Annotated in this window: 25 protein-coding genes and 2 tRNA genes; 10 read left to right on the top strand and 17 right to left on the bottom strand. The window is 68.4% G+C overall.

The features are described from left to right. Positions 1-94 precede the first annotated feature (94 nt). Both AC5Y3P_RS04910 and AC5Y3P_RS04905 read right to left on the bottom strand, forming a co-directional pair. The gene (locus tag AC5Y3P_RS04910; protein WP_500044759.1) at positions 95-712 is read right to left on the bottom strand and encodes a vitamin K epoxide reductase family protein; all 618 of its coding nucleotides are present in this window, start codon (positions 710-712) and stop codon (positions 95-97) included. Between the two features lie 2 nt (positions 713-714). Continuing rightward, the gene (locus AC5Y3P_RS04905; protein ID WP_500044758.1) at positions 715-1,563 is read right to left on the bottom strand and encodes a DsbA family protein; all 849 of its coding nucleotides are present in this window, start codon (positions 1,561-1,563) and stop codon (positions 715-717) included. Between the two features lie 204 nt (positions 1,564-1,767). Between AC5Y3P_RS04905 and AC5Y3P_RS04900 the strand changes: the two genes are divergently transcribed. Beyond that, on the top strand, positions 1,768-2,595 hold the full coding sequence (locus AC5Y3P_RS04900) for an aldo/keto reductase (RefSeq protein WP_500044757.1): 828 nt from the start codon (positions 1,768-1,770) through the stop codon (positions 2,593-2,595). Between the two features lie 11 nt (positions 2,596-2,606). Here the strand turns inward: AC5Y3P_RS04900 and AC5Y3P_RS04895 are convergent, their stop codons facing one another. The 3 genes from AC5Y3P_RS04895 to AC5Y3P_RS04885 are packed head-to-tail and all read right to left on the bottom strand — an operon-like array spanning position 2,607 to position 7,186. Further along, entirely contained in the window at positions 2,607-3,311 is a 705-nt protein-coding gene (locus AC5Y3P_RS04895; protein WP_500044756.1) for an HNH endonuclease family protein, read from the bottom strand. Further along, on the bottom strand, positions 3,308-5,545 hold the full coding sequence (recG, locus tag AC5Y3P_RS04890; protein ID WP_500044755.1) for an ATP-dependent DNA helicase RecG: 2,238 nt from the start codon (positions 5,543-5,545) through the stop codon (positions 3,308-3,310). Before recG ends, AC5Y3P_RS04895 begins: the two co-directional genes overlap by 4 nt. Continuing rightward, positions 5,546-7,186 (bottom strand): DAK2 domain-containing protein, encoded by a 1,641-nt coding sequence (locus AC5Y3P_RS04885; RefSeq protein WP_500044754.1) that lies wholly within the window; start codon positions 7,184-7,186, stop codon positions 5,546-5,548. A gap of 218 nt (positions 7,187-7,404) precedes the next feature. On the opposite strand from AC5Y3P_RS04885, the gene rpmB reads away from it, so the two are divergent. Beyond that, positions 7,405-7,596 (top strand): 50S ribosomal protein L28, encoded by a 192-nt coding sequence (gene rpmB, locus AC5Y3P_RS04880; protein ID WP_500044753.1) that lies wholly within the window; start codon positions 7,405-7,407, stop codon positions 7,594-7,596. 53 nt (positions 7,597-7,649) lie between these two features. Beyond that, complete coding sequence (locus tag AC5Y3P_RS04875) at positions 7,650-8,012, top strand: hypothetical protein (protein WP_500044752.1); 363 nt, start codon at positions 7,650-7,652, stop codon at positions 8,010-8,012. Positions 8,013-8,022: 10 nt separating this feature from the next. Here the strand turns inward: AC5Y3P_RS04875 and AC5Y3P_RS04870 are convergent, their stop codons facing one another. Continuing rightward, positions 8,023-8,700: a uracil-DNA glycosylase gene (locus tag AC5Y3P_RS04870; protein WP_500044751.1), complete on the bottom strand. Its 678-nt coding sequence runs from the start codon at positions 8,698-8,700 to the stop codon at positions 8,023-8,025. Positions 8,701-8,711: 11 nt separating this feature from the next. Beyond that, positions 8,712-9,665 carry a thiamine-phosphate kinase gene (locus AC5Y3P_RS04865; protein ID WP_500044750.1) on the bottom strand — a complete coding sequence of 318 codons (954 nt, stop codon included), beginning with the start codon at positions 9,663-9,665 and terminating at the stop codon, positions 8,712-8,714. Positions 9,666-9,785: 120 nt separating this feature from the next. On the opposite strand from AC5Y3P_RS04865, the gene AC5Y3P_RS04860 reads away from it, so the two are divergent. Together AC5Y3P_RS04860 and AC5Y3P_RS04855 are read left to right on the top strand one after the other, a co-directional pair. Further along, on the top strand, positions 9,786-10,022 hold the full coding sequence (locus AC5Y3P_RS04860) for an Lrp/AsnC family transcriptional regulator (protein ID WP_500044749.1): 237 nt from the start codon (positions 9,786-9,788) through the stop codon (positions 10,020-10,022). Beyond that, positions 10,019-10,546 (top strand): DUF3515 domain-containing protein, encoded by a 528-nt coding sequence (locus tag AC5Y3P_RS04855; RefSeq protein ID WP_500044748.1) that lies wholly within the window; start codon positions 10,019-10,021, stop codon positions 10,544-10,546. Before AC5Y3P_RS04860 ends, AC5Y3P_RS04855 begins: the two co-directional genes overlap by 4 nt. 9 nt (positions 10,547-10,555) lie before the next feature. On the opposite strand, the gene AC5Y3P_RS04850 is transcribed toward AC5Y3P_RS04855, so the two are convergent. From AC5Y3P_RS04850 to AC5Y3P_RS04840, 3 genes are read right to left on the bottom strand one after another with little or no spacing between them, the layout of a single operon-like run. Then, positions 10,556-11,668: a D-alanine--D-alanine ligase family protein gene (locus tag AC5Y3P_RS04850; protein ID WP_500044747.1), complete on the bottom strand. Its 1,113-nt coding sequence runs from the start codon at positions 11,666-11,668 to the stop codon at positions 10,556-10,558. Positions 11,669-11,680: 12 nt separating this feature from the next. Continuing rightward, on the bottom strand, positions 11,681-12,796 hold the full coding sequence (locus AC5Y3P_RS04845) for a cystathionine gamma-lyase (protein ID WP_500044796.1): 1,116 nt from the start codon (positions 12,794-12,796) through the stop codon (positions 11,681-11,683). A gap of 2 nt (positions 12,797-12,798) precedes the next feature. Next, positions 12,799-13,809 carry an NAD(P)H-dependent glycerol-3-phosphate dehydrogenase gene (locus tag AC5Y3P_RS04840; RefSeq protein WP_500044746.1) on the bottom strand — a complete coding sequence of 337 codons (1,011 nt, stop codon included), beginning with the start codon at positions 13,807-13,809 and terminating at the stop codon, positions 12,799-12,801. An 86-nt stretch (positions 13,810-13,895) separates the two neighbouring features. Here AC5Y3P_RS04840 and cofC point away from each other — a divergent pair, with 86 nt between their 5' ends. From cofC to mutT1, 3 genes are all read left to right on the top strand, one after another. Further along, positions 13,896-14,543: a 2-phospho-L-lactate guanylyltransferase gene (gene cofC, locus AC5Y3P_RS04835; protein WP_500044745.1), complete on the top strand. Its 648-nt coding sequence runs from the start codon at positions 13,896-13,898 to the stop codon at positions 14,541-14,543. A 66-nt stretch (positions 14,544-14,609) separates the two neighbouring features. Next, positions 14,610-16,772 carry an RNA degradosome polyphosphate kinase gene (locus AC5Y3P_RS04830; protein WP_500044795.1) on the top strand — a complete coding sequence of 721 codons (2,163 nt, stop codon included), beginning with the start codon at positions 14,610-14,612 and terminating at the stop codon, positions 16,770-16,772. A 28-nt stretch (positions 16,773-16,800) separates the two neighbouring features. Continuing rightward, a complete protein-coding gene (mutT1, locus tag AC5Y3P_RS04825; protein WP_500044744.1) occupies positions 16,801-17,730 on the top strand; it encodes an 8-oxo-(d)GTP phosphatase MutT1 in 930 nt (309 codons plus the stop codon). A gap of 53 nt (positions 17,731-17,783) precedes the next feature. On the opposite strand, the gene AC5Y3P_RS04820 is transcribed toward mutT1, so the two are convergent. The 3 genes from AC5Y3P_RS04820 to leuC all read right to left on the bottom strand — a co-directional run bounded on the left by AC5Y3P_RS04820 (position 17,784) and on the right by leuC (position 20,672). After that, positions 17,784-18,422 (bottom strand): HU family DNA-binding protein, encoded by a 639-nt coding sequence (locus tag AC5Y3P_RS04820; RefSeq protein ID WP_500044743.1) that lies wholly within the window; start codon positions 18,420-18,422, stop codon positions 17,784-17,786. Between the two features lie 200 nt (positions 18,423-18,622). After that, entirely contained in the window at positions 18,623-19,219 is a 597-nt protein-coding gene (gene leuD, locus AC5Y3P_RS04815; RefSeq protein ID WP_500044742.1) for a 3-isopropylmalate dehydratase small subunit, read from the bottom strand. A gap of 19 nt (positions 19,220-19,238) precedes the next feature. Next, positions 19,239-20,672, bottom strand: coding sequence for a 3-isopropylmalate dehydratase large subunit (gene leuC, locus AC5Y3P_RS04810; RefSeq protein WP_500044741.1), 1,434 nt, complete (start codon positions 20,670-20,672; stop codon positions 19,239-19,241). 77 nt (positions 20,673-20,749) lie between these two features. Here leuC and AC5Y3P_RS04805 point away from each other — a divergent pair, with 77 nt between their 5' ends. Further along, the gene (locus AC5Y3P_RS04805) at positions 20,750-21,451 is read left to right on the top strand and encodes an IclR family transcriptional regulator (RefSeq protein WP_500044740.1); all 702 of its coding nucleotides are present in this window, start codon (positions 20,750-20,752) and stop codon (positions 21,449-21,451) included. 54 nt (positions 21,452-21,505) lie between these two features. Next, positions 21,506-22,006: a PPOX class F420-dependent oxidoreductase gene (locus AC5Y3P_RS04800; protein WP_500044739.1), complete on the top strand. Its 501-nt coding sequence runs from the start codon at positions 21,506-21,508 to the stop codon at positions 22,004-22,006. A 143-nt stretch (positions 22,007-22,149) separates the two neighbouring features. Here AC5Y3P_RS04800 and AC5Y3P_RS04795 read toward each other — a convergent pair. From AC5Y3P_RS04795 to AC5Y3P_RS04780, 4 genes are all read right to left on the bottom strand, one after another. Beyond that, a tRNA-Glu gene (locus tag AC5Y3P_RS04795) sits at positions 22,150-22,222 on the bottom strand. A gap of 67 nt (positions 22,223-22,289) precedes the next feature. Next, positions 22,290-22,364: transfer RNA gene (locus tag AC5Y3P_RS04790), tRNA-Gln, on the bottom strand. Positions 22,365-22,533: 169 nt separating this feature from the next. After that, the gene (gene gltX, locus AC5Y3P_RS04785; protein ID WP_500044738.1) at positions 22,534-24,018 is read right to left on the bottom strand and encodes a glutamate--tRNA ligase; all 1,485 of its coding nucleotides are present in this window, start codon (positions 24,016-24,018) and stop codon (positions 22,534-22,536) included. Further along, positions 24,018-24,794, bottom strand: a complete 777-nt coding sequence (locus AC5Y3P_RS04780) for a fumarylacetoacetate hydrolase family protein (protein WP_500044737.1) — start codon at positions 24,792-24,794, stop codon at positions 24,018-24,020. The genes gltX and AC5Y3P_RS04780 overlap by 1 nt, the downstream gene beginning before the upstream one ends. Positions 24,795-24,850 lie beyond the last annotated feature (56 nt).

Here is a 24,850-nt window from a genome sequence, read left to right as displayed (position 1 = left end):
CCCGCGCGCTGTGAACGCCGTCCATGATGGGCTACCACACAGATTGGCACCAGGCTTGGCAAATGGTGCCAACCCGCAGAACCGCTGGGGCCCTCTAGAGCAGTGTCGACCAATAGGTCCAGAATCGCTCCAGGACCAGCAAGATCAACCCGGTGAACCACAAAGTGACCAGTGACCATCGCCACACGTAAAGCGTATGTAACACCGCGTTTCCTGCCAATGGCCGCAGCGCAATCGACAACGCCACCACGAACAGCGGGATGGTGACCGCCCACACCACCATGCAATACGGGCACAGCGCGTTGATCCGGTACAGGCTCTGGAAGATCAACCAGTGCACGAACACCGTGCCGAGCAGCAGCCCGACTGCCATACCGACCCAATACCACTGCGGCAGACGCACTTTGGCCACCGCAAGCACACCGGTGACCACCACGACGGTGAACGCCACGATCCCCAGCAACGGGTTCGGGAAGCCGAACAGGCCGGCTTGCGGTGTCACCATGACCGAACCGCAGGACAGCACCGGGTTCAGGCTGCAGCTCGGCACGTAGGACGGGTCCAGCAGGAGTTCGATCCGCTCGACCGTCAGCGTGAACGACGCCACCAGGCCGACGATGCCGCCGATCAGCACCCACAGCGCGCTGGGTCGGCCGACCGCCACCCGCCCGGCCTCCGGCGAGTCCGATTCGGCAGCCGGTTCGGCGGTCATGCTCAGGATCCCGGGTTGCTCGGCGGCGCCACCACCAGGCCGGGCACGTCGCCCACGATTTCGCGGACCTTGGCGACCAGGTCCTCGGGTGAGATCAGGCCGCCGCCGGGCTTGGAGACACTGAACTCCTCGTCGTTCATCTTGACCGTCGGAGTGCCCTGGATACCGGCCGACTTCGCCAGGCTGGCCACCATGTCGTTGAACTTGCCGCCGTTGATGCAGCCGGCCACGTCACCGGTCACGCCGGCCTGACGCGCGACCTCGATCAAGGCCTTGTTGTCCGGGCCGAAACCGGCCGACTCCATCGGCTGCTGGGCGAACACCCCGGCGTGGAAGCGCCGGAACGCCTCCTTGGTCGGACTGGTGTCTTCCTTGCCGACGCAGTAGCCCGCGTTGGCGGCGCGCTGCGAGTAGCCGTTGTTGGCCCGGCCGAAGATGTCGACCATGTAGAAGTCAGCGGCGATCACGCCGTTATCGATCAGCTTCGAGATGGTGGGCCCGAGTTCGGCCTCGAAATCCCGGCAGTGCGGGCAGGCGAAGTCCTCGTAGATCGACATCACCAACTTGGGTTCGGTGGCCCCGTCGGCTGTGGCTTCACCGGACTCGCCGGTTTCGCCGCCCTCGGCACCGTCGGCGGGCGCCACCGGTTGGGTCAGCACCTCGGCACTTGCAGCGCGCACCGCGAGGACGTCGCCGGGCTGCGCCTTGTCCCCCTTGGTGACGATCCACAGCACCAGGCCCACAGCGAACAGCACGACGACGGCGGTCAAGCCGATCTGGATGGCCAGGTTGCGCTTGCGGTCAGCCGCCTTCAGGTCGTACTTGGCGGGGCGTTTCGATGACTTGGCCACAGGTTCGTCGATTCCTCGTACTCGGGTGAAAGAGGGCCTCCCCAGCGTACCGGCGCCGCGGGGCCGGGTCGGCCGTGGCCGCCGTGCCCGCTCGTCCGGGTCTTCGGGTGGGCGGTTACCGGGCAGGTGAGGCGGGGTAATAGGCTGATTTTCCTACAACGATGACCGGGTCCGCCGGACCTTCTCTCCACAGGCAGGATTGCGATGACCGTTCCTTCGATCGGGCTCAACGACGAAAACACGATTCCGGTGGTCGGCCTGGGCGTCGGGGAGCTGTCGGAGGCCGAGACCGAGCACGCCGTGGCGACCGCGCTCGAGCTGGGCTACCGGCTGATCGACACCGCCGCCGCCTACGGCAACGAGGCCGCGGTCGGCAAGGCGATCCGGGAGTCCGGGATTCCGCGCGCCGAGATCGTGGTGACCACCAAGCTGGCCACCAGCGATCACGGTTTCGGGTCTGCTCAGGACGCGGTGAAGGCCAGCTTGGAGCGGCTCGGCCTGGACTACGTCGACCTCTACCTGGTGCATTGGCCCAACGCCGCGCAGGGCAAGTACATCGACAGCTTCGCCGGCATCCTGCGCTGCCGCGAGCTGGGGCTGGTGCGGTCAGCCGGGGTGTGCAACTTCACCCCGGAGAACCTCTCCGATCTGATCGACCTGACCTACGTCACGCCCGCGGTCAACCAGATCGAGCTACACCCGCTGCTCAACCAGGCGGAGTTGCGCGCGGTCAACGCCGAACGCAACATCGTCACCCAGGCCTACAGTCCGCTGGGCGTCGGCAACCTGCTCGACCACCCGGCGATCACCAAGGTGGCCGAGGGCTACGGCAAGTCACCGGCGCAGGTGCTGATCCGCTGGAGCCTGCAGCTGGGCAACGTGGTGATCCCGCGGTCCAAGTCGCCCGAGCGGATCGCGGCCAACCTCGACGTCTTCGACTTCGAACTCAGCGCCGCCGATTTGGAAACGCTCAACGGCCTCGACGACGGCACCCGGTACCGCCCGGATCCGCAGACCTACGCCGGAACCTGAACCGGACGGGTTCAGCGGTGCGGACAGCTGGCCACGGCCTCCCGCAGCACCGGCACCGAGGCCTGATCCACGGGTAACTGATAGCCGCGCAGCACCTCGATGAACTGCACCGCGTACTGGCAGCCGAAGGCACGGTTGGGTGGCATCCAGCTGCCGGGCGGCTGATCCCCCTTGTCCTGATTGGCCTGACCATCGACGGCCAGCAGGTTCGCCGGATCGTTGGCGAACCGCAGCCGCTGGGCGTCGGTCCAGTCCCGGGCACCCATGTCCCACGCGTAGGCCAGCGGCACGATGTGGTCGATCTGTACTGACGCCCCGGTCTGATTGCCACGCGCGAAGGCGACGGTGCCGTTGGTGTACGGGTCGCGCAGGGTTCCGGTGGCGACCGCGGTCGGGCACCGCTTGATCGCGACGACGGTGATGTCCACCAGGTCCCGGTTCAAGATGTCGTTGCGGGTATCGCACCCGTTGCGCCCACCGGGCGCGTCGTTGTCGTCGTCCCAGGCCTCACCGAACGCCGCGCGGCGATAGTCGTTGCCCCGAACCCGCTTGGGCGCCAACGTGATTCCGGCGAGCGGATCGACATCGGCAGCCACCGTGGGCATCTGCTCCCGGACCGCGCCGGCTTGGTCGGCGGTGCTGGCCAGCACCTGCGCGGCCACCAGCACGGTCACCGCAGCCACCCCGGCCAGCCACAGCAGCGAGGAGGATTTCACGACTTGTCCAGGAACTCGACGCTCTGACTGATGGTGAACGGTGCGGCCAGCAGCGCCATCCCGCGATCTTGCGGATCTCGGGCGTACAGCTGATCACAGCACGCACGCGCATCTTCGATGATGCCCTGGTGGGCGCGGAGTTGGAGCAGCCGCAGCCCGATCGGGCGTCCGGACTGGGTGTGGCCCAGCACATCTCCCTCGGACCGCTCGTCGAGGTCCAGGTCGGCGAGCTCGAAACCGTCCAGCGTGGAGGCCACCGCGCGAAGCCGGGCCCCGGCCTTGCTGGCTTCCGGCAGTTGGGTCACCAGCAGGCACAGACTGGGGTGGCTGCCGCGACCGATCCGGCCGCGCAACTGATGCAACTGGCTGATGCCGAACCAATCGGCGTCGATCACCACCATCATGGTCGCATTGGGGACGTCGACCCCGACCTCGATGACGGTGGTGCACACCAGCACATCGATCCGGCCGTCCCGGAACCCGGCCATCGTGGCGTCCTTCTCCTCGGCGGACAGCCGGCCGTGCATGAGTCCGAGCCGCAGGTCGGGCAGCGGACCGGCCTGCAGCCGTTGGAACACCCCCACCGCGGTGGCGGCCTTGCGGGTCCGTTCGTCCTCGGGCGGTTCGCCCTCGGGTGGTTCGTCCTGCTGGCCGGTCTCGGGACCGTCGTCGTCGATCCGCGGCGTGACCACGTAGGCCTGTCGCCCGGCAGCAACCTCTTCGCGGACCCGCTGCCAGGCCCGCGCCATCCAGCTCGGATGCACGGTCTCGAAGATCACGTTGGTGGCGATCGGTTGGCGGCCGCGCGGCAACTCACGCAGCGTGGAGACCTCCAGGTCGCCGTACACCGTCAGTGCCACCGTGCGCGGGATCGGCGTTGCGGTCATCACCAGCAGGTGCGGTGTGACACCGGGGCGGGCCTTGGCGCGCAACTGATCTCGCTGTTCGACACCGAAGCGGTGTTGCTCGTCGATCACCACCAGCCCGAGGTGGTCGAACTCGACGGCGTCCTGCAGCAGCGCATGCGTGCCGATCACGATCCCGGCGCGGCCCGAGGCCACCTCGGCGCGGACCGCACGCTTGACGCCGGCCGGCATCGAACCGGTCAGCAACGCCACCGCGATCGCACCGTCGGCGCCGCCGAGTTGACCGCCGAGCGCCAACGGGCCCAGCACATCTCGGATCGAGCGGGCATGCTGTTCGGCCAGCACCTCGGTGGGCGCCAGCAGCGCGCACTGATACCCGGCATCCACCATTTGCAGCATGGCCAGCAGCGCCACCACGGTCTTTCCCGAACCCACCTCGCCCTGCAGCATCCGGTTCATCGGTCGGGTCTCGGCCAGCTCGCCGGAAATCGTTTCCAACACGTCGATTTGACCGTTGGTCAATTGGAACGGCAGCCGGTCGAGCAGACCTGCGCGCACCCCGTCGGCACGCATCGGCGCATCCGGCCCAGTCTCGGCGAGTGCACTGTACCGGCGCTGCGCCAGCGCCCACTGCAGACCGATCGCCTCGTCGAAGCGCAACCGGTCCAGCGCGCGCTCGCGTTCGTCGGCCGATTCACTGAGGTGCACGGCCCGCAACGCCTGATCCTCGCTGATCAGATCCCGTTGCCGCACGACGTCTTCCGGTAGCGGGTCGACCACCGGGTCCAGCACGTCCAGCACCTGTCGCACGCAGCTGTAGATGTCCCAGCTCTGCAGCTTGGCACTGGCCGGGTAGATCGGGAAGGCATCGCGTTCGAAGATGCTCAGGTCGACCTCGCCGTCCGGGGTCGAATTCGCCAGCGCGGCCAGCGATTTGCTGCCCCGAGCCTGACCGCCGGCATCCAGCCGCAGGAAGGCCGGGTGGGTCAACTGCAGCGCTCCGCGGAAGTACCCGACCTCCCCGGAGAGCATCACCCGGGCACCTTTGACCAGGGTGTGCTTGATCACCTTGGGGTGAAAGAACGTTGCGGTGACCCTGGGTGCGTCAAGCGTGACCACCAGGTATTCGCGTCGCCGGTTCCCCTTGGCGTAACGCACGTCGACCTTCTCGATGTCACCGACCAGGGTGATGTGCTCCCCCGCCTCCGGGAGCTCGTCCTCGGCGCCCAACACCGTTGAGCCCTTGACGTACTTGCGTGGATAGTGCCGCAGCAGATCGTCGACGGTGACGATGCCGAACACCTCGCTGAGCTTCTCGGCAGCCTTGGCGCCGAGCACGAAGTCCAGTCGGTCGCTCAGCGCTGCCACCTACTCCACCCCGATCATCAGCACGTCGCCGTCGTGCCCGGTGGCGTAGGTGACCAGTTCGACGCCCAGGTGGTGCCGGCGGACGTGTTCGGTCAACGCGACGGCGATCCGGTCGGCGTCGGTGCCCAGACCGGTACCGATCAACACGGTGACCAGCTCACCGCCCACCCCGAGCAGCAGGTCGATCAAGCCGCGGCCGGCCGCGGCGACATCGTGGCGCACCACCAGGATCTCGCCGCCCACCAAACCCAGGCCGTCGCCGCGCCGGCACGGGCCGGCCCAGGTCAGGGCTTCGGCTTCGGCTTGCCGGACCGAGCCGAAGCGGGTCGAGCCGGCCGCGGCGGCCATGGTGTAACCGTCGTCGACGGCCTCGCGGGCCGGGTCGTGCACCGCCAGCGCCGCCAGGCCCTGCACCATCGACCGAGTGGGCAACGGCACCACGTCGATCCCCCAGCCGACCGCAGTGGTGCAACCGGCCACCAGCTCCTCGGCGGCCAGGTAGCCGTTGGGCAGCACCATCACCGACGCGGCGCCGGTGTCGACGATGGCCCGCAGCAGTTGGTGCGCGCTGACCGCCGGGACCTGCCCGGGCGGGTTGATCCGCAGCACCGCGGCGCCCTCGGTGGCGAACAGCTGGGCTGCGCCGTCGCCGTCGACAACGGCCAGCACCGCGCGGTCGCGGATCCAGCTGCCCGGTGCCGCGCCGCCGCCGTGCAGGGTGGAGATGTGGATCCGGCTCGGCCACCCGACCGCCAGACCGGCCTCAATCGCGGCTCCGGCGTCGTCGGTGTGTACATGCACCGAGTGGCCGACGTCGGGGGCTGCGGCGATGGCGACCGAGTCACCGAGCTGCTCGAGCCGGGTCCGTAGCTGCTCGACGTGGTCCGGCTCGCACCCGGTGAGCTGGTACATCACCTCGAATTCCGGGTTGTCCGAGGACGGTGCGGCGGCCGGTTGACTGGTCGGCGGGTAATGCCTGCGCTGCGCGGCATGACCGGACACCGTCTTGCACAGCGCGTCCAGCAGCACCAGCAGACCGCGGCCACCGGAATCCACCACACCGGCGGCGGCCAGCACGTCGAGTTGGGTCGGGGTCTGGTCCAGCGCCACCGCGGCGGCGTCGGCGGCGGCGCCGACCACTGTGGACAGTTCCGCGGCCTCGGCGGCGGCGTGTTCGGCGGCGTCGGCGGCGGCCTGCAGTACCGACACGATGGTGCCCTCGACCAGCTCACCACCCATCGAGGTGACCACCAGGCCGATCGCGTGCCGGAAGGCGGCGGCCAGCAGCGCACCGGACAGCTCGGACAGCTCGCCGCGGGCGTCCTGCGCGGCCGAGACCGTCACCTCGGCCAGTCCGCGCAGGATCTGGGACAAGATCAGCCCCGAGTTGCCGCGCGCGCCGTGCAGCGCGCCGGCGGCCAGCGCCCGCACCACCACGACGACGTCCTTGCTGGGCGCGTCGACCGCGTCCACCCCGGCCAGCGCCGAGCGCATGGTGAACAGCATGTTGGTGCCGGTGTCGGAGTCGGCGACCGGGAACACGTTGAGTCGGTTGATCTCGTCGGTATGCGTGATCAGGTCACCGACACAGGTGTGCGCCCAGTCCCGCAGGGCGGTGCCGTCGAGTCGACGATCCGCCATCCTGCTCCCTTCAGGTAAACCTGGTCCCACCAGCCTCATGCGCGGGTCAGCCTAGTCCGCGTCCCGGACAGTGCAGCGCGCCCCGGCCAGCCGGATGGGGAGCGTTTTGGTGATCACCGGGTGGGCCGGTATCCTGGTCAGGTTGTCGGGTCACCCTGAGCAGGGTTGTTGGCCCCAGAGCTTGACTTGAATGTCTTCTAGATGAGGAGTGGTGCCTGATGGCTGCCGTGTGCGACGTCTGCGGAAAAGGCCCCGGCTTCGGTAAGTCGGTGTCGCATTCCCATCGCCGGACCAGCCGCCGCTGGAATCCGAACATCCAGGTCGTGCATGCCGCGCAGCCGGGTGGCAACAAGAAGCGGATCAACGCCTGCACCTCCTGCATCAAGGCCGGCAAGGTCGTTCGCGGCTGATTTTTCCGCATCCGCGGTTTAGTCATGGTCCGGTTGGGCAACCCGAACCGACCATGAGCACATTCGTACGCCCCACATTGACGTTGGCTGCTGCCGCGGCCGCCGGTTTGGTGCTGGCTGCCTGCGGCGACAACGGTTCCGACTCCGATGCCACGACCACCACGCACAGTCCGACTTCCGAGCGGACCGTGACCACGACGACGGTCGCGCCCGGGGTCACCACCGAGCCGACGCTTACCGTCGAACCCACCGTTCCGGCCGAGCCCACTGCCGGTGAGCCCACTCCCGGCGAGCCGACTCCCGGTGAACCCACGGTCACCGACGATCCCGGTGTGACGGTGACTCCGCCCGAGGGCGGCGACGGCAGCCTGACCGTGACGGTGCCGACCGAGATCCCGCTGCCCCAAGTGCCGTGACGCGCCGCGGTTAGAGCCGCCAGTCGATCGGTTCTGCTCCGCGCTGCACGAGCAACTCGTTGGCGCGGCTGAACGGCCGCGAACCGAAGAACCCGCGGGACGCCGACAGCGGTGACGGATGTGCCGATTCGATCACCCCGCACTCGGCGCCGAGCATAGGTTTGAGGGTGCCGGCGTCGCGGCCCCACAGGATCGCCACGAGGGGTTGGGGCCGCGCGACCAAGGCCCGGATGGCGCACTCGGTCACCGCCTCCCAGCCCTTGCCGCGATGTGCTGCCGGGGTGCCCGGACGCACCGTCAACACCCGGTTCAGCAGCATCACGCCACGCTGCGACCATGGACTGAGGTCGCCGTTGGCCGGCTTGGGCAACCCCAGGTCGGCGACGTACTCGGTGAAGATGTTCTCCAGGCTGCGCGGCAGCGGTCGCACGTCCGGGGCCACCGAGAAGCTCATCCCGACCGCATGCCCGGGCGTCGGGTAGGGATCCTGTCCGACGATCAGCACCCGCACCTGTTCGAACGGAAACGTGAAGGCGCGCAACACGTTTTCACCAGCAGGCAGGTAGCGGTGCCCGGCGGCCAGCTCGGCCCGCAGGAACTCGCCCATGGCCGCCACCTGATCGGCGACCGGCGCCAAGGCTTCGGACCAACCGGGATCGATGAGTTCACTCAGGGGTTGTGCAGCCACGGAGCAAGAACCTAATCGAAGGACTGCCAGCCGGCGGATCCGGTCCACGGTTGACCGTCGAGCAGCACCGCGGCCGAGCCTTCGGTGACGGTGCCGATCACCCGCCACCCGGCCGGCGGCTCGCCCGGGAAACAGGCCACCAGGGCGTGGTCCTCGCCGCCGCCGAGCACCCACTGCCACGGCGACTCGGCCAACTCGGCGGCCGGTGCGGCCAGCGGGTCGACGTCGGGCGTCAGCGCCTGCCGATGCAGGTCGACGACGACGCCGGACGCCGCCGCGATGTGCCCCAGGTCGGCGAGCAAGCCGTCGGAGACGTCGGTCATCGCCGTCGCGCCGGACGCCGCGGCCCGCACGCCCTGCCCGTAGGGCGGTTCCGGCACCAGGTGCCGGCGGCGCAGCTCCGGGTAGCCGGTGTGACCGGCCGACCACAGCGCAAATCCGGCCGCCGAGTGGCCCAGCCGGCCGGCCACGGCCACCCGATCACCGGGTTGCGCGCCGCTGCGAGTGATGGCCTGATGCTCGAGTGCGCCGAGCGCGGTCACCGAGATCACGCACACCGGCCCGGCGACCAGGTCGCCGCCTGCCACCCCGGACGCACAGCGCCCCGCCTCGTCCCACATGCCGTCGGTGAGTTCGGTCACCAGCGCGGCCGGCGTGTCGGACGGCGCGGCGATCGCGACCACGAACCCGGTCGGCGTCGCCCCCATCGCCTCGAGGTCGGCGGCGTTCTGCGCAATGGCCTTGCGCCCGACGTCATGCGGATCCGACCAATCCCAGCGAAAGTGCCGGTCCTGCACCAACATGTCGGTGGAAACCACCACCCGACCACCCGGGGCGGCCAGCACGGCGGCGTCGTCGCCGGGACCCAGCAGCACCGACTCGGGTTGCCGACGGCCGGTGACCAGCCGGTCGATCACCGCGAATTCGCCGAGCTCCCCCAGCGTCGGATCGGAACCGTTGCCCATCTCACGCGCCGCCTTCGCCTCGCTCGTCCGGAGTGCCGTCGCAGCCTGCGGTACCTTTTTCTTTCGTACCGCGTCGGTCGGCGACGTGGCCATCGTAGGAGACAGAGCAGGAGGAGCTGCGTGGCCGAGGCCTTCGTGCTGATCCAAACCGAGGTCGGTCGCGCCGAATTGGTTGCCCAGGCGGTCGCGGCCCTGCCCGGCGTGCTGTCCGCGGAGTACGTGACCGGCCCCTACGACGTGGTGGCCCGGGTCGGCGCCGAGAACCCGGCCGATCTGCAGTCCACCGTGGTGTCTAGCGTGCAGGCCGTCGACGGCATCACCCGGACGTTGACCTGCCCGGTGGCCGAGCCGGCGTGACCGAATCCGACGGCCCGCCGCGCGCGGTCTACCTCGCCGCGCTGATCTTGGGTGTGGCGGCGGTACTGGTGGTGTTGGCGGTCGCGGCCAGCCGGCCGTCGGCGCAATCGCCGGTGCCGGTGGCCGGCATCCCCGCGCCGCAGGCCGAGGGCCCCGAGTGCGCCGCGCTGTCGGCCGCACTGCCCGACGAACTCGGCGATCATCAGCGTGCGCCGCTGGCCGAGCCGGCCCCGGCCGGGGCCGCAGCCTGGCGCGCGGACCCGGCGGCCGAACCGGTGATCTTGCGCTGCGGATTGGACCGGCCCGGTGACTTCGTGGTGGGCGCACCGATCCAGATGGTCGACGACGTGAGCTGGTTCCGGGTCGCCGAGGGTGGCCGGGTCACCTGGTATGCGGTGGACCGCCCGGTGTACATCGCGCTGACACTGCCCGAGGACTCCGGTTCGGTTCCGATCCAACAGCTGTCGGGCGTGATCGCCGCCGAGTTGCCGGCCCAGCCGATCGATCCCGCTCCGCCGCGCTGAGTCCGCCGGTCAGCGCAGACCGGTGCCGCGGGCCAGCGCGGTGTCCACCATGGTCGCCAGCAAGGTGGGATAGTCCACCCCGCCGGCCGCCCACATCCGGGGATACATCGAGATGGTGGTGAATCCCGGCATGGTGTTGATCTCGTTGATCAGTGGGCCGTCCTCGGTCAGGAAGAAGTCCACCCGGGCCAGACCCTGGCAGTCGATCGCGGTGAACGCCCGAATCGCGAGCGCCCTGATCTCGTCGGCGACGTCGTCGTCGACCTTGGCCGGCACGTCCAGTTCGGCGGCGTCCTCCAGGTACTTGGTGGCGAAGTCGTAGAAGCCGTCCTCGCGTCCACGCACCCCGGCCACCCGGATCTCGCCGAGCGTGCTGGCCGCCAGCCGGCCATCCGGGAATTCCAGTACGCCGCACTCCAATTCGCGCCCGGCGATGGCGGCCTCGACGATCACCTTCGGATCGTGCCGGCGGGCCTCGTCGATCGCAGCCGGCAGCTCGGCCCACGACGTGACACGGCTGACCCCCATCGAGGAGCCGGCCCGCGCCGGCTTGACGAACACCGGCAACCCCAGCCGCGCACGCTGCTCGGGTTCCAGGGTCTGCTGCCGGGGCCGCAGCACGACGTACTCGCCGATCGGCAGACCCTCGGCGGCCAACAGCTTCTTGGTGAACTCCTTGTCCATCCCGGCCGCGCTGGCCAGCACCCCGGCACCGACGTAGGGCACACCGGCCAGTTCCAGCAGACCCTGGATGGTGCCGTCCTCGCCGTAGGGGCCGTGCAGCACCGGAAACACCACATCCACCGAGGCCAGCACCGCACCGGCGCCGGCGGTGTCCAGGGACACCAGCTCACCGCGCCGATGCGGGTCCGCGGCCAGCACCAGTTCCGCGCCGGAGGCCGCGCTGACCTCGGGCAGTGTGCCGTCGACGATGGCCAAGCTGTCCGGGGTGGCATCGGAGAGCACCCAGCTGCCGCCCGGGGTGATGCCCACCGGGATGACGTCGAACCGCTCCGGGTCCAGGTTGCGCAGGATGCTGCCCGCCGATACGCAGGAAATGGCGTGCTCACTGCTGCGGCCACCGAACACCACGGCGACCCGGACGCGGGGGGAAGAATTCACAGTTCCAAGAGGCTACCGCCCCGCTGCTGCCAGGGCGCGCTCGATATCGGCCACCAGGTCGTCGGTGTCCTCGATACCGGCCGAGATCCGCACGAAGCCGGCCGGCACGTCGTCGCCCCACCGGGCCCGTCGGTCCACCGAGGTGTGGATCCCGCCGAAGCTGGTGGCCGCGACCAGCAGTTCACTGCGTTGAACCAGTTCAACGGCCGCCGACGCATCTGCGAGTTCGATCGAGAGCAGACCGCCGAAGCGGCGCATCTGGGCGGCGGCCACCGGATGCGCCGGGTCGGTGGGCAGACCCGGATAGCGCACCGCGCGCACCGCGGGATGGCCGGCCAGTACGGTGGCCAGGGCTTGTGCGTTGACGCATTGGCGTTCGTGGCGCAGGCCCGCGCTGCCCAGGCTGCGCAGCACCAGCCACGCCTCGAACGCCCCGAGCACCGGGCCGGTCAGCAGCCGCTCGCGCGCCACCGCCGCCAGCAGTTCCGGCTGGCTGCCGGCGACATAGCCGGCCAGCAGGTCGCTGTGCCCGGACAGTGCCTTGGTGGCGCTGGCCACCACCAGGTCGGCGCCCAACGACAATGGCTGCTGACCCAGCGGGGTGGCCGCGGTGTTGTCGACGATCAGCCGCGCTCCGCCGCTGCGGCAGGCCAGCGCCAACGCGTGCAGGTCCACCACGTCCAGACTCGGGTTGGCCGGGGTCTCGGCCAACACCACGTCGGCGCCGACGACGGCGTCGAACAAATCTGCGCAGCTCGCCTCGCGCACCGTGATTCCATGTGGCGCAAGAGATTCCGCGGCGAATGCGCGCACCTGATAGTAACCGTCGGCGGGCACCACCAGGACGCCGCCGGGCCGCACCAGGGCGCGCAGTACCGCGGTGATGGCGGCCATGCCGGAACCGAACACCAACGCCGCGGCAGCGCCCTCGAGTTCGGCGAGCGCCGATTCCAGTTGCCGCCAGGACGGATTCGAGGCCCGGCCATAGGTGTCCAGGTCGGCCGATTCGTCGGCTGAAAGATGATAGGCGGCCACCGGTGTCGGCATCGCCATCACCGGTTGTCCCGGGACCGCCTGCGAACTCACGGCTTTCACGCTGCGAGTGGACGGACCGTAGGGCTCGAACATGGTCATTCCGGCTTGGTGCTGCGACCCAGCAGCAACGCGATGGCCTCGTCCACCGACAGGCCGCGATGGCACACCCGGTGCACGGCCTCGGTCAGCGGCATCTCGACGTCGTAGCTGGAGGCCAGCGCCAACACCGATTCACAGGAGGTGACACCTTCGGCGACGTGCCCACCGGTGGCCAGTTGCGCGGCTTCGATGGTCTCGCCCTGGCCGAGCCGACGCCCGAAGGTGCGGTTACGCGAATGCGGCGACGAGCAGGTGGCGACCAGGTCACCGACTCCGGCCAGACCGGCCAGGGTGGCGCCCTTGGCGCCCAGCGCCATGCCGAGCCGCATGATCTCGGCCAGGCCGCGGGTGATGATGGCGGCCGCGGTGTTCTCCCCCAGCCCGACTCCGGCGGCCATCCCGCAGGCCAGCGCGATGACGTTCTTGCAGGCGCCACCGATCTCGGTGCCGACCACGTCGGCGTTGGTGTAGGGGCGGAAGTAGCCGGTGTTCAACGACCGCTGCAGCGTCACGGCCCGACCCGAGTCGGTGCAGGCGACGACGGTGGCCGCGGGTTGGCCCTGCGCGATCTCACTGGCCAGGTTGGGCCCGGACAGCACCGCCACCTGCGCCGGGTCGGCGCCGGTCACCGCCATGATGACTTGGCTCATCCGCATCAACGTGCCCAGTTCGATGCCCTTGGCCAGGCTGACCAGGGTGGCGTCCGGGTCGATCAGCGGCGCCCAGGGTTCCAGGTTGGAGCGCAACGACTGGGCCGGCACCGCGAGCAGCACCGTGGTGACGCCGGCCAGCGCGTCGGCCGGGTCGGTGGTGGCGCGGATGCCGTCGGGCAGCCGGACCTGGCCCAGGTAGTTGGTGTTGGTGCGGTCCCGGTTGATCTCTTCGGCGACCTCTCCGCGGCGCGCCCACAGCCGCACCTCGTTGCCGGCGTCGGCGAGCACCTTGGCCAACGCGGTACCCCATGCACCGGCACCCATCACCGCGGCGGTACCTACCGTGTTGGCCATGGCCCCCTCTTCGAGACAGCTGGAGACGTCGGCGGCGGCCGGCGTCGGATGTGTTGCCCGCTAGCCTAGCGAGCGACGCTGGCAGGATGGCCGACATGAGTGGCGTGGGTCTGGTGATCGCGGTCAAGCGGTTGACCGCGGCCAAGACCCGACTGGCGCCGGTGTTCGCGGCCGACACCCGCGAGCGGGTGGTGTTGGCGATGCTGCTGGACACCATCGGGGCCGCGCAGCGGGTACCGGCCTGCGACAGCGTGTTGGTGGTCACCCCGGATGACACCGCCGCGGCGGCCGCCGAACGGCTCGGCGCCCGCGTGCTGCTCGATCCCACGCCGGCCGATCACCCCGATCCGTTGAACAACGCGATTCGCGCCGCAGCCGTCGAGCTCGCCGCCGTTACTGCGAACATCGTTGTGCTACAAGGAGATCTACCGGCACTCAGCCCCGCCGAGTTGTCCGAGGCGATCGGTTCCGCGCGCGCCCACCCGCGCAGTTTCGTCGCCGACCGGCATGGCACCGGCACCTCGGCGCTGTTCGCGTTCGGCGTCGACGTGCAGCCCGCATTCGGCCCGGATTCGGCGGCCCGGCATCGCCGCTCGGGGGCCATCGAACTGACCGGCGCCTGGCCCGGGCTGCGCTGTGACATCGACACCCCAGAGGATTTGCGGGTCGCACACCGTCTCGGGGTCGGTCCGGCCACCCGGCGTGCCACCGCGCCGCGGGGCCGAACCCGGTAGCGATGGCCACCGGGATAGGGAAGGATCGACTGCGTGACGAAGACAGATGAGGCAGCCCAGTCCGACGTGACTGCCCCCGGCGGCCCGTCGAACGGTGACGCTGCCGGTTCGGGGCTCGCTGCGTCGACCCCCGATGCACCACCTGCGGCCACCAGTGAGGTGGACGTCGATGCCCTGCCCGAGGATCGTTACCTCAACCGCGAACTGAGTTGGCTGGACTTCAACGCCCGGGTCTTGGCGTTGGCGGCCGACCGGTCGCTGCCGTTGCTGGAGCGGTTGAAGTTCCTGGCCATCTTCGCCTCCAACCTGGACGAGTTCTACATGGTCCGGGTCGCGGGGTTGAAGCGTCGCGACGAAATGGGGTTGTCGGTGCGCTCGGCCGACGGGCTGTCCCCGCGTGAGCAGCTGCGCAGGATCGCCGAACGCAGCCAACAGATCTCCAGCAAGCACGCCGAGGTGTTCCTGGAGTCGGTGGCCCCGGCGCTGGCCGAGGAAAGCATCCGGATCGTCACCTGGGCCAACCTGGACGAGGACGAGCGCACCCAGTTGTCCACCTACTTCCACGAGCAGGTGTTCCCGGTGCTGACTCCGCTGGCCGTGGATCCCGCGCACCCGTTCCCGTTCGTCAGCGGGCTGAGCCTCAACCTGGCCATCACGGTGCGCCAACCCGAGGACGGCACCACCCATTTCGCCCGCATCAAGGTGCCCGACAACGTCGACCGCTTCGTCGAATTGCCCGGCCCGCCAACCGCGAACGGCCGCCGCGGCTACCGCTTCTTGCCGATGGAAGAGCTGATCGCGAACTTTTTGCCGGTGCTGTTCCCCGGCCTCGAGATCGTCGAGCAGCACGCGTTCCGGATCACTCGCAACGCCGACATGGAAGTCGAAGAGGATCGCGACGAGGATCTGCTCAAGGCGTTGGAGCGGGAGTTGGCCCGGCGCCGGTTCGGTTCCCCGGTGCGCCTGGAAGTCGCCGACGACATGACCGAGCACATGCTCGAGTTGCTGCTGCGCGAACTCGATGTCGACCCCGGCGACGTCATCCAGGTCCCCGGTCTGCTGGACTTGTCGTCGCTGTGGCAGATCTACGGTGTGGACCGAACCGCGCTCAAGGACCCGACTTTCGTGCCGGCCACCCCGCCGGCGTTCGGTGAACGCGAGACCCCGAAGAGTATCTTCGCCACGCTGCGCGACGGCGACGTGCTGGTACACCACCCCTATGACTCGTTCTCCACCACGGTGCAGCGCTTCATCGAGCAGGCCGCCGCCGACCCGAACGTGTTGGCCATCAAGCAGACTCTGTACCGCACCTCGGGTGATTCGCCGATCGTCAACGCGCTGATCGACGCGGCCGCGGCCGGCAAGCAGGTGGTGGCCCTGGTCGAGATCAAGGCGCGTTTCGACGAGCAGAACAACATCCAGTGGGCCCGCGCCCTGGAGCAGGCCGGGGTGCACGTGGTGTACGGGCTGATCGGGCTCAAGACGCACTGCAAGACCTGTCTGGTGGTGCGTCGGGAGGGCTCGATCATCCGGCGGTACTGCCACATCGGTACCGGGAACTACAACCCCAAGACCGCGCGACTCTACGAGGACGTCGGTCTGCTGACTGCCGCCCCGGACATCGGCGCGGACCTGACCGACCTGTTCAACTCGCTGACCGGGTATTCACGCAAGGTCAGCTACCGCAATCTGTTGGTCGCCCCGCACAGCGTGCGCAAGGGCATCATCGAGCGCATCGAGCGTGAGGTGATCGCAGCCCGCGACGGTGCCGAGGGCCGGATCCGGTTGAAGGCCAACGCGTTGGTCGACGAGCAGGTGATCGACGCGCTCTACCGGGCCTCGCAGGCCGGCGTGCGGGTCGAGGTGGTGGTGCGCGGCATCTGCGCGCTGCGCCCCGGCGCCGAAGACCTGTCCGAGAACATCGTGGTGCGCTCAATTCTCGGGCGGTTCCTCGAACATTCCCGAATCATTCACTTCAATGCCATCAATGAGTTCTGGATCGGCAGCGCCGACATGATGCATCGTAATCTCGACCGAAGGGTGGAGGTTATGGCGCAGGTGAAGGATCCGCGGTTGACAGCCCAACTCGCCGACGTGTTCACCTCGGCGCTGGATCCGGCCACCCGCTGCTGGGAACTCGGCTCCGACGGCTCCTGGACCGCACGACCGCAGGCCGGCCAGAAGGTGCGTGATCACCAGGTGTCGATGATGGAAAAGCGTCGACACTAGCCGCGCCCCGCACATCGCATCCTCGACGGTGAAACACGCCACAGGAGTTGACCTGCCGAAGCAAACGACGATCTTGGCTGCCGGGGCGGTGCTGTGGCGCCCCGGGCCCGACGGGCCCCGGAATCCGCACATCGCGGTGGTGCACCGGCCGCGCTACGACGACTGGTCGCTGCCCAAGGGCAAGCTGGACCCCGGCGAGTCGGCGCCGGTGGCCGCGGTGCGCGAAATCAATGAGGAGACCGGGTTTGCCGCCGTCCTCGGCCGGGCGTTGCCGACCGTGCGCTATCCCGTCGAGCAGGGCATCAAACAGGTGCAGTACTGGGCCGCGCGCGCCCACGACGGTGAGTTCACCTCCGGTCCCGAGGTCGACGAACTGCGCTGGCTGCCGGTCGACGACGCGTTCGCCAAACTGCAGTATCCGCAGGACCGGAAGGTGTTGCGGCAGTTCGCCAAGAAGCCGGCTGATACCCGCACGGTCCTGGTGGTGCGGCACGCGACGGCCGGCCGACGGAGCCGGTACCGCGGTGATGACCGGCTGCGGCCGCTGGACAAGCACGGCCGTGCGCAAGCCGAGTCCTTGGTCGGCTTGCTGTTGGCCTTCGGGGCCAGCGACCTGCATGCCGCCTCCCGCACCCGCTGCCGGCAGACCCTGGAACCGCTCGCCGACGAACTCGGCGTGAGCATCCACGACGAGCCCGTGCTCACTGAAGAGGCCTACGCCGACAACAAGAAGCGGGCCCGCAGCCGAATCCAGCAGATCGCGGCCAAATCCGGCACCCGGGTGGTGTGCAGCCAAGGCAAGGTGATCCCCGACCTCATCGAATGGTGGTGCGAGCAGGCCGGAGTCAAGCCGGATAAGTCCCGCAACCGCAAGGGCAGCACCTGGGTCATGTCGCTGGCCGGTGAGACCTTGATCGCCGCCGACCACATCCCGAGCCCGCTGGCCAACGGCGGCTGAACACGCGAATGCGCTGCGGGAATCGCGTTCCCGCAGCGCATTCGTGCTCGAATCTAGCGACGGCCCCGCTTGGCGGGAGCCTTCTTGGCTGCGGCCTTGCGAGCCGGAGCCTTGGTTGCGGCCTTCTTGGCTGGAGCCTTCTTGGCAGCAGTCTTCTTGGCCGGTGCGGCCTTCTTGACTGCGGCCTTCTTGGCCGGTGCGGCCTTCTTGGCTGCGGTCTTCTTGGCCGCCGCTGCCTTCTTGACCGCGGCCTTCTTGGCCGGAGCCTTCTTGGCTGCAGTCTTCTTCGCCGGCGCCGCCTTCTTGGCCGGAGCCTTCTTGGCGACCTTCTTGGCGGCGGTCTTCTTGGCCGCCTTCTTGGCGGGACCGCCCACGGCGCCGCGCTTCACAGCCGGACCGTCGGCCGGGAGCTTTTGCGCCCCAGAGACAACTGCCTTGAATTGCGCGCCCGGACGGAATGCCGGCACGGAGGTGGGCTTCACCTTGACCGTCTCGCCAGTGCGCGGATTGCGCGCCACCCGAGCCGCACGCTTGCGCTGCTCGAAGACACCGAAGCCGGTGATCGTCACGCTGTCACCCTTGTGCACGGCGCGCACGATGGTGTCGACAACATGCTCGACAGCGGCGGTGGCCTGTCGACGATCTGAGCCCAATTTCTCCGTGAGTACGTCGATGAGCTCTGCTTTGTTCATGAATGAAACCTCCGAAGCCAGTGGTCCGCTCTGGACCGACTAGTGGACACGGTAAACCCTAGCAAGGCTGATTTCCAAGAACCACGCGCATTTTCGGTGATTCTGGCGAACTATTTTCAGAACCCTTTGGGGCGCTTGGATAGTGGGATACCGGGTCGGTAAGGGGCTTCGGGGAGCGCGGATTCGGCCCTTGGGCCGACTCAGGGAGCCGGCAGGGTGCGCGGTTTCCAGCTCGGCCGGGCCGCCTCGTACTCTGCGATCGCATCCTGTTTCCGCAGCGTAAGGCCTATATCGTCGAGCCCTTCGAGCAGCCGCCAGGCGGTGTAATCGTCAATGTTGAACGGCAACACCACCGTTCCGGCGATGATATTCCGATCTTGAAGATTCACAGTGATTTCCAGCCCCGGGCTCTGCTCGATCAGTTTCCAGAGCAGTTCGACGTCATCCTGGGCGACTTGGGCGGCGACCAATCCGGCCTTGCCGGCATTCCCGCGGAAGATATCGGCGAATCGCGATGAGATGACGACACGGAATCCGTAATCCATCAGCGCCCACACGGCGTGCTCGCGGGAGGAGCCGGTGCCAAAGTCGGGTCCGGCCACCAGAACCGATCCCCGGTCGAAGGGACTTGAATTCAAGATGAAGCTGGGATCGGTGCGCCACGCCGCGAACAGACCGTCCTCGAATCCCGTTCGGGTGACCCGCTTCAGATACACCGCGGGGATGATCTGGTCGGTGTCGACGTTGGACCGGCGCAGCGGAACGCCGATCCCGGTGTGGGTGTGGAAGGCTTCCATCCTTGGGCTCCTCTGACTCTTAGTTGGCCGGCAGATCCGACGGCGACGACAACGTTCCCCGGACCGCGGTGGCGGCTGCGACCGCCGGCGAGACCAGGTGGGTGCGGCCGCCCTTGCCTTGCCGGCCTTCGAAGTTGCGGTTGGACGTCGATGCGCAGCGCTCACCCGGCGAGAGCTGATCGGGGTTCATGCCCAGGCACATCGAACAGCCGGCTTGCCGCCACTCGGCCCCGGCAGCGGTGAAAATCTCACCCAGACCTTCCGATTCGGCCTGGGCCCGCACCCGCATCGAGCCCGGCACCACCAGCATTCGGACCCCGTCGGCCACCTGGCGGCCGCGCAGCACCTCGGCGACCACCCGCAGATCCTCGATCCGGCCGTTGGTGCACGAACCCACGAAGACGGTGTCCACGGCGATGTCGCGCATCGGCGTGCCCGCCGTCAATCCCATGTAGGCCAGTGCCTTCTCGGCGGCCTGCTTGCTGTCGTCGTCGGTCATCGACTCCGGATCCGGCACCGCAGCGGACAGCGGCACACCCTGGCCCGGGTTGGTGCCCCAGGTCACGAACGGGCTCAACGATGCCGCGTCGATGTGGACCTCGGTGTCGAATTCGGCGCCCTCGTCGGTACGCAACTGATCCCAGGCGGCCACCGCGTCATCCCAGTCCTGGCCGGTCGGGGCGTGCGGACGACCGCGCAGGAAGTCGTAGGTGGTCGCATCCGGGGCCACCATCCCGGCGCGCGCACCGGCCTCGATGCTCATGTTGCAGATCGTCATCCGGCCTTCCATCGACAGTGCCTCGATGGCGCTGCCGCGGTATTCGATGACGTGACCTTGCCCACCGCCGGTACCGATCTTGGCGATCACCGCCAAGATGATGTCCTTGGCGCTCACCCCAGGGGGCAGGTCGCCGTCGACGTTGACCGCCATGGTCTTGAACGGCTTGAGCGACAACGTCTGTGTGGCGAGTACGTGCTCGACCTCCGAGGTGCCGATGCCCATCGCCAGTGCACCGAACGCACCGTGCGTCGAGGTGTGGCTGTCGCCACAGACCACCGTGGTACCCGGCTGGGTCAGGCCAAGCTGCGGTCCGATGATGTGCACGATGCCTTGTTCGGCGTCACCCATCGGGTGCAGCCGGATGCCGAATTCCTCGCAGTTGCGCCGCAATGTCTCGACCTGGGTGCGTGACACCGGATCCGCGATCGGCTTGTCAATGTCGACCGTCGGCACGTTGTGGTCTTCGGTCGCGATGGTCAGATCCGGGCGGCGCACCCGGCGGGAAGCCATCCGCAACCCGTCGAAGGCCTGTGGACTGGTGACCTCGTGCACCAGGTGCAGATCGATGTAGATCAGGTCAGGTTCACCGTCACCGGAAGCGACGACGTGGTCGGCCCACACCTTCTCGGCCATGGTGCGTGGCCGGGCAGCGGGCTGGTTCGGAGTGGCCATCAGTGCTCGATTCCCCCGCAGCATGACGGCTGGGGCTGAAGTAGCCATCTCAACATGCGGGACGTTAGTATCTCTCTGTGAGACAGGATAGCGGCATCGGCGTGCTGGACAAAGCGGTGGGGGTGCTGCACGCGATCGCCGAGTCCCCGTGCGGGCTGGTGGATCTGTGCGAACGCACCGGGCTGCCCCGGGCCACCGCGCACCGGATCGCGGCCGGACTGGAAACCCATCGGCTGCTGGCCCGCGACTCGGAGGGCCGCTGGCGGTTGGGTCCGGCGGTGACCGAACTGGCCGCCCATGTCAACGATCCACTGGTGGCCGCGGGCGCCGTGGTGCTCCCCCGGCTGCGTGAACTCACCGGCGAGAGCGTGCAGCTGTATCGACGCGAGGGCACCGCCCGGATCTGCGTGGCGGCACTGGAACCGCCAGCGGGACTGCGCGATACCGTGCCGGTGGGCTCCCGGCTGCCGATGACGGCCGGCTCCGGCGCCAAGGTGTTGTTGGCCTACAGCGACGCCGCCACCCAACAGGCCCTGCTGCCCACCGCCAAGTTCACCGACCGCGCCCTGGGTGAGGTACGCAAACGCGGCTGGGCGCAGAGTGCCGCCGAACGCGAACCCGGCGTGGCGAGCATTTCGGCACCGGTGCGCGACACCCGTGGTGTGGTGATCGCCGCGATCTCGGTGTCCGGCCCGATCGACCGAATGGGCCGGCGTCCCGGTGAGCGCTGGGCCAACGATCTGTTGGCCGCCGCCGAGGCGATCACCCGGCGGCTGTGACCTGGCGCCACGTCCGGTGCACCGGCGCCGCACCCGCCTGACACACTGACCGGCATGGGAACCAAGCAACGCGCACAGATCGTGATGTCCGAGGACGAGATCACCGAGTTCGTCACCAACAGCCGCACCGGCACCCTGGCGACCGTCGGCGCCGACGGACAGCCGCACCTGGTGGCGATGTGGTTCGGCATCGTCGACGGCGAGATCTACCTGGAGACCAAGGCCAAGTCACAGAAGGCGGTGAACCTGCGTCGAGATCCGCGGTTCACCTTCTTGATCGAAGCCGGCGAGACCTACGACACGCTGCGCGGGGTGTCGTTCGAGGGCACCGCCGAGATCATCGACGACCCCGACACCTTGTTCCGGGTCGGCGTCAGTGTGTGGGAGCGCTACACCGGCCCGTACACCGATGAGATGAAGGACGGGGTCGACATGATGATGAACAAGCGCGTCGCGGTGCGGTTGGTCAGCGCCCGGACCCGGTCCTGGGATCACCGCAAGCTCGGCATGCCGGCCATGCCGCTGTCCGGGTCCACCGCACCCAAGTCCGACTGAACCCCGCGCCCTGGCTTTTTCGCTCTTCCGTCTACTTCCCGCTCTGCAGGCCCGGCGATCGGGAAGTAGACGGAAGAGCGAAGACGGGTGGGGCCACAGAAATGAATCAGCCCCGCACCGAAGTGCGGGGCTGATTCGTGGTGTACCCCCGATGGGATTCGAACCCACGCTACCGCCGTGAGAGGGCGGCGTCCTAGGCCGCTAGACGACGGGGGCTAGAACTTCCGGAGCGTCAGCATAGCTCAGCTGTGCATGTTGACCTAATCGCCGACGTTGCTCCGGTTGGCTGGGGTACCAGGACTCGAACCTAGAATGGCTGAACCAGAATCAGCTGTGTTGCCAATTACACCATACCCCATTGGCTGCCTGTAACCGCTGGTCAAAGGCATTTCCGGAACCCGTCCGGGTGAGCACCTCCTGGCTTGGAGGATCACCCGCAGCGTTTCCGGACCGACGAGCAGACTACCAAAGATTTCCGGGCTGCTTTACCAACCCCGGTCCCGGCGCTCGCCGGGTCGGCTCCGGTGTCAGTCGGTGGCGCGAGCGGCCGCGTGTTCGCGTCCGGCACGCAACCGGTCCAAGCTGCGCTCTCGGCCCAGCAGCTCCAGCGACTCGAACAACGGCGGGCTCACCGAGGCCCCGGTGGCTGCCACCCGGATTGGCCCGAACGCCTTGCGCGGCTTGAGCTCGAGACCGTCGAGCAAGGCCGCCTTGAGCGCGGATTCGATGTTCGCGGTGCTCCACTGCTCCACCTGCTCGAGGGCGGCGACCGCGGCCTCGAGCACAGGCACCGCCTCGGCCTTGAGTTCCTTACCGGCCGACTTCTCGTCGAGCGCGAACGAGGCGTCGTCGAGGAACTTCAACAGACCCCAGGCATCGCCGAGCACCACGATCCGGGTCTGCACCAACCGGGCCGCCTCGGCAAAACCGGCGTCGTCCAGACCGGTGTCGTGGCCGTGGGTGCTGAAGTAGTCGCGCAACCGGGCGGTGAACTCGTCCTCGGAGAGCCGGCGGATGTGTTCGGCGTTGATCGCTTCGGCCTTCTTCTGGTCGAATCGGGCCGGGTTGGAGTTCACGTCGGCCACGTCGAACGCGGCCACCATCTCGTCGAGCGAGAACAGGTCGCGGTCGTCGGCGATCGACCAGCCCAGCAGCGCAAGGTAATTGAGCAGGCCTTCGGGGATGAATCCGCGATCACGATGCAGGAACAGGTTGGACTGCGGATCGCGCTTGGACAGCTTCTTGTTGCCGTCACCGAGTACCGATGGCAGATGCGCGAATTCGGGCGTGGCCTCGGCCACCCCGATCCGGATCAACGCCGCATACAGTGCCAGTTGCCGCGGCGTGGACGGCAGCAGGTCCTCACCGCGCAGCACATGGGTGACCTTCATCAAGGCGTCGTCGACCGGATTGACCAAGGTGTACAACGGATCACCGTTGCCCCGGGTCAGCGCGAAGTCCGGCACGCTGCCGGCCGGGAAGGTGGTTTCGCCGCGCACCAGATCGACCCAGGTCAGGTCGGTGTCCGGCATCCGCAGCCGCAGCACGGGATTGCGGCCTTCGGCGCGGAAGGCCGCGCGCTGCTCATCGGTCAGGTCGCGGTCGTAGTTGTCGTAGCCCAACTTCGGGTTGCGCCCGGCCGCGAGGTGACGCGCCTCGACCTCTTCGGCCGTGGAGAACGCCTCGTAGGCCTCACCGGCGGCCAACAGTCGGTCGATCACATCCAGGTAGACGTCGCGGCGCTGCGACTGCCGGTACGGACCGTACGGTCCACCGACTTCCGGACCCTCGTCCCAATCCAGGCCCAGCCAGCGCAGCGCGTCCAGCAGCGCGGCGTAGCTCTCCTCGCTGTCCCGGGCGGCGTCGGTGTCCTCGATCCGGAACACGAACGCCCCGCCGGTGTGCCGGGCGTAGGCCCAGTTGAACAGCGCGGTGCGGATCAGCCCGACATGCGGCGTACCGGTCGGTGAGGGACAGAACCGGACCCGAACCTGTTGATTCTGCGAAGCCATCATCTTCCTTTGCGCACAACGGGATTGGACAGGGTGCCGATACCGGACACGGTGATCGCGACGGTGTCGTCGTGTTCGAGCGGGCCGACGCCCTCAGGCGTGCCGGTCAAGATCACGTCGCCGGGCAGCAGCGTCATCACCGCCGAGACCCACTCGATGATCTTGCCCACGTCGTGGATCATCAGCGAAGTGTTGGAGTGTTGGCGCACTTGGCCGTTGACCTCGGTGCGCAGGTCCAGGTTGGACGCGTCCAGATCGGTGACGATCCAAGGGCCGAGCGGGCAGAAGGTGTCATGTCCCTTGGCCCGCAACCACTGTCCGTCCTTTTTCTGCTGGTCGCGAGCCGAGACGTCGTTGGCGATGGTGTAGCCCAGGATGTTCTCGGCGGCCCGCGCAGCCGGGACGTCCTTGCACGGCCGTCCGATCACCACCGCCAGCTCGCCTTCGTGGTGCACCGGATCGGCGTCGGCGGGCAGCTGGATCGGCACGTTCGGTCCGATGATCGCGGTGTTGGGCTTGAGGAAGATGACCGGATCTTCGGGAGCCACACCACCCATCTCCTCGGCATGCGCGGCGTAGTTCTTGCCCATGCAGACCACCTTGCTGGCCAGGATCGGCGCCAGCAGCCGGACATCGGCCAGCGGCCAGCTCCGGCCGGTGAAGGTGGGGGTACCGAACGGATGCTCGGCGATCTCTCGGCAGGTGGCCTCCGCTTCGTCACCTTCGATGCTCACGAAGGCGACGCCGTCGGGGCTGGCAATTCGTCCCAGGCGCATTCGTTCAGCGTAGTGATGTGACCCAAGACTCCCCTGCTCGGCTCGGCGCACGGGCC

Source organism: Mycobacterium sp. NGS45 (genome assembly GCF_059812645.1).
The sequence above is the reverse complement of the archived record's forward strand: the minus strand, read 5'-3'. Positions and strand labels throughout refer to the sequence as shown.

Coding starts and splice junctions, on each gene's coding strand:
- AC5Y3P_RS04910 (WP_500044759.1), bottom strand. CDS start 712: ATGACCGCCGAACCGGCTGCCGAATCGGACTCGCCGGAGGCCGGGCGG.
- AC5Y3P_RS04900 (WP_500044757.1), top strand. CDS start 1,768: ATGACCGTTCCTTCGATCGGGCTCAACGACGAAAACACGATTCCGGTG.
- AC5Y3P_RS04885 (WP_500044754.1), bottom strand. CDS start 7,186: ATGGCGGATCGTCGACTCGACGGCACCGCCCTGCGGGACTGGGCGCAC.
- rpmB (WP_500044753.1), top strand. CDS start 7,405: ATGGCTGCCGTGTGCGACGTCTGCGGAAAAGGCCCCGGCTTCGGTAAG.
- AC5Y3P_RS04875 (WP_500044752.1), top strand. CDS start 7,650: ATGAGCACATTCGTACGCCCCACATTGACGTTGGCTGCTGCCGCGGCC.
- AC5Y3P_RS04865 (WP_500044750.1), bottom strand. CDS start 9,665: ATGGGCAACGGTTCCGATCCGACGCTGGGGGAGCTCGGCGAATTCGCG.
- AC5Y3P_RS04845 (WP_500044796.1), bottom strand. CDS start 12,796: ATGTTCGAGCCCTACGGTCCGTCCACTCGCAGCGTGAAAGCCGTGAGT.
- AC5Y3P_RS04840 (WP_500044746.1), bottom strand. CDS start 13,809: ATGGCCAACACGGTAGGTACCGCCGCGGTGATGGGTGCCGGTGCATGG.
- cofC (WP_500044745.1), top strand. CDS start 13,896: ATGGCCGACATGAGTGGCGTGGGTCTGGTGATCGCGGTCAAGCGGTTG.
- AC5Y3P_RS04820 (WP_500044743.1), bottom strand. CDS start 18,422: ATGAACAAAGCAGAGCTCATCGACGTACTCACGGAGAAATTGGGCTCA.
- leuD (WP_500044742.1), bottom strand. CDS start 19,219: ATGGAAGCCTTCCACACCCACACCGGGATCGGCGTTCCGCTGCGCCGG.
- leuC (WP_500044741.1), bottom strand. CDS start 20,672: ATGGCCACTCCGAACCAGCCCGCTGCCCGGCCACGCACCATGGCCGAG.
- AC5Y3P_RS04800 (WP_500044739.1), top strand. CDS start 21,506: ATGGGAACCAAGCAACGCGCACAGATCGTGATGTCCGAGGACGAGATC.
- gltX (WP_500044738.1), bottom strand. CDS start 24,018: ATGGCTTCGCAGAATCAACAGGTTCGGGTCCGGTTCTGTCCCTCACCG.
- AC5Y3P_RS04780 (WP_500044737.1), bottom strand. CDS start 24,794: ATGCGCCTGGGACGAATTGCCAGCCCCGACGGCGTCGCCTTCGTGAGC.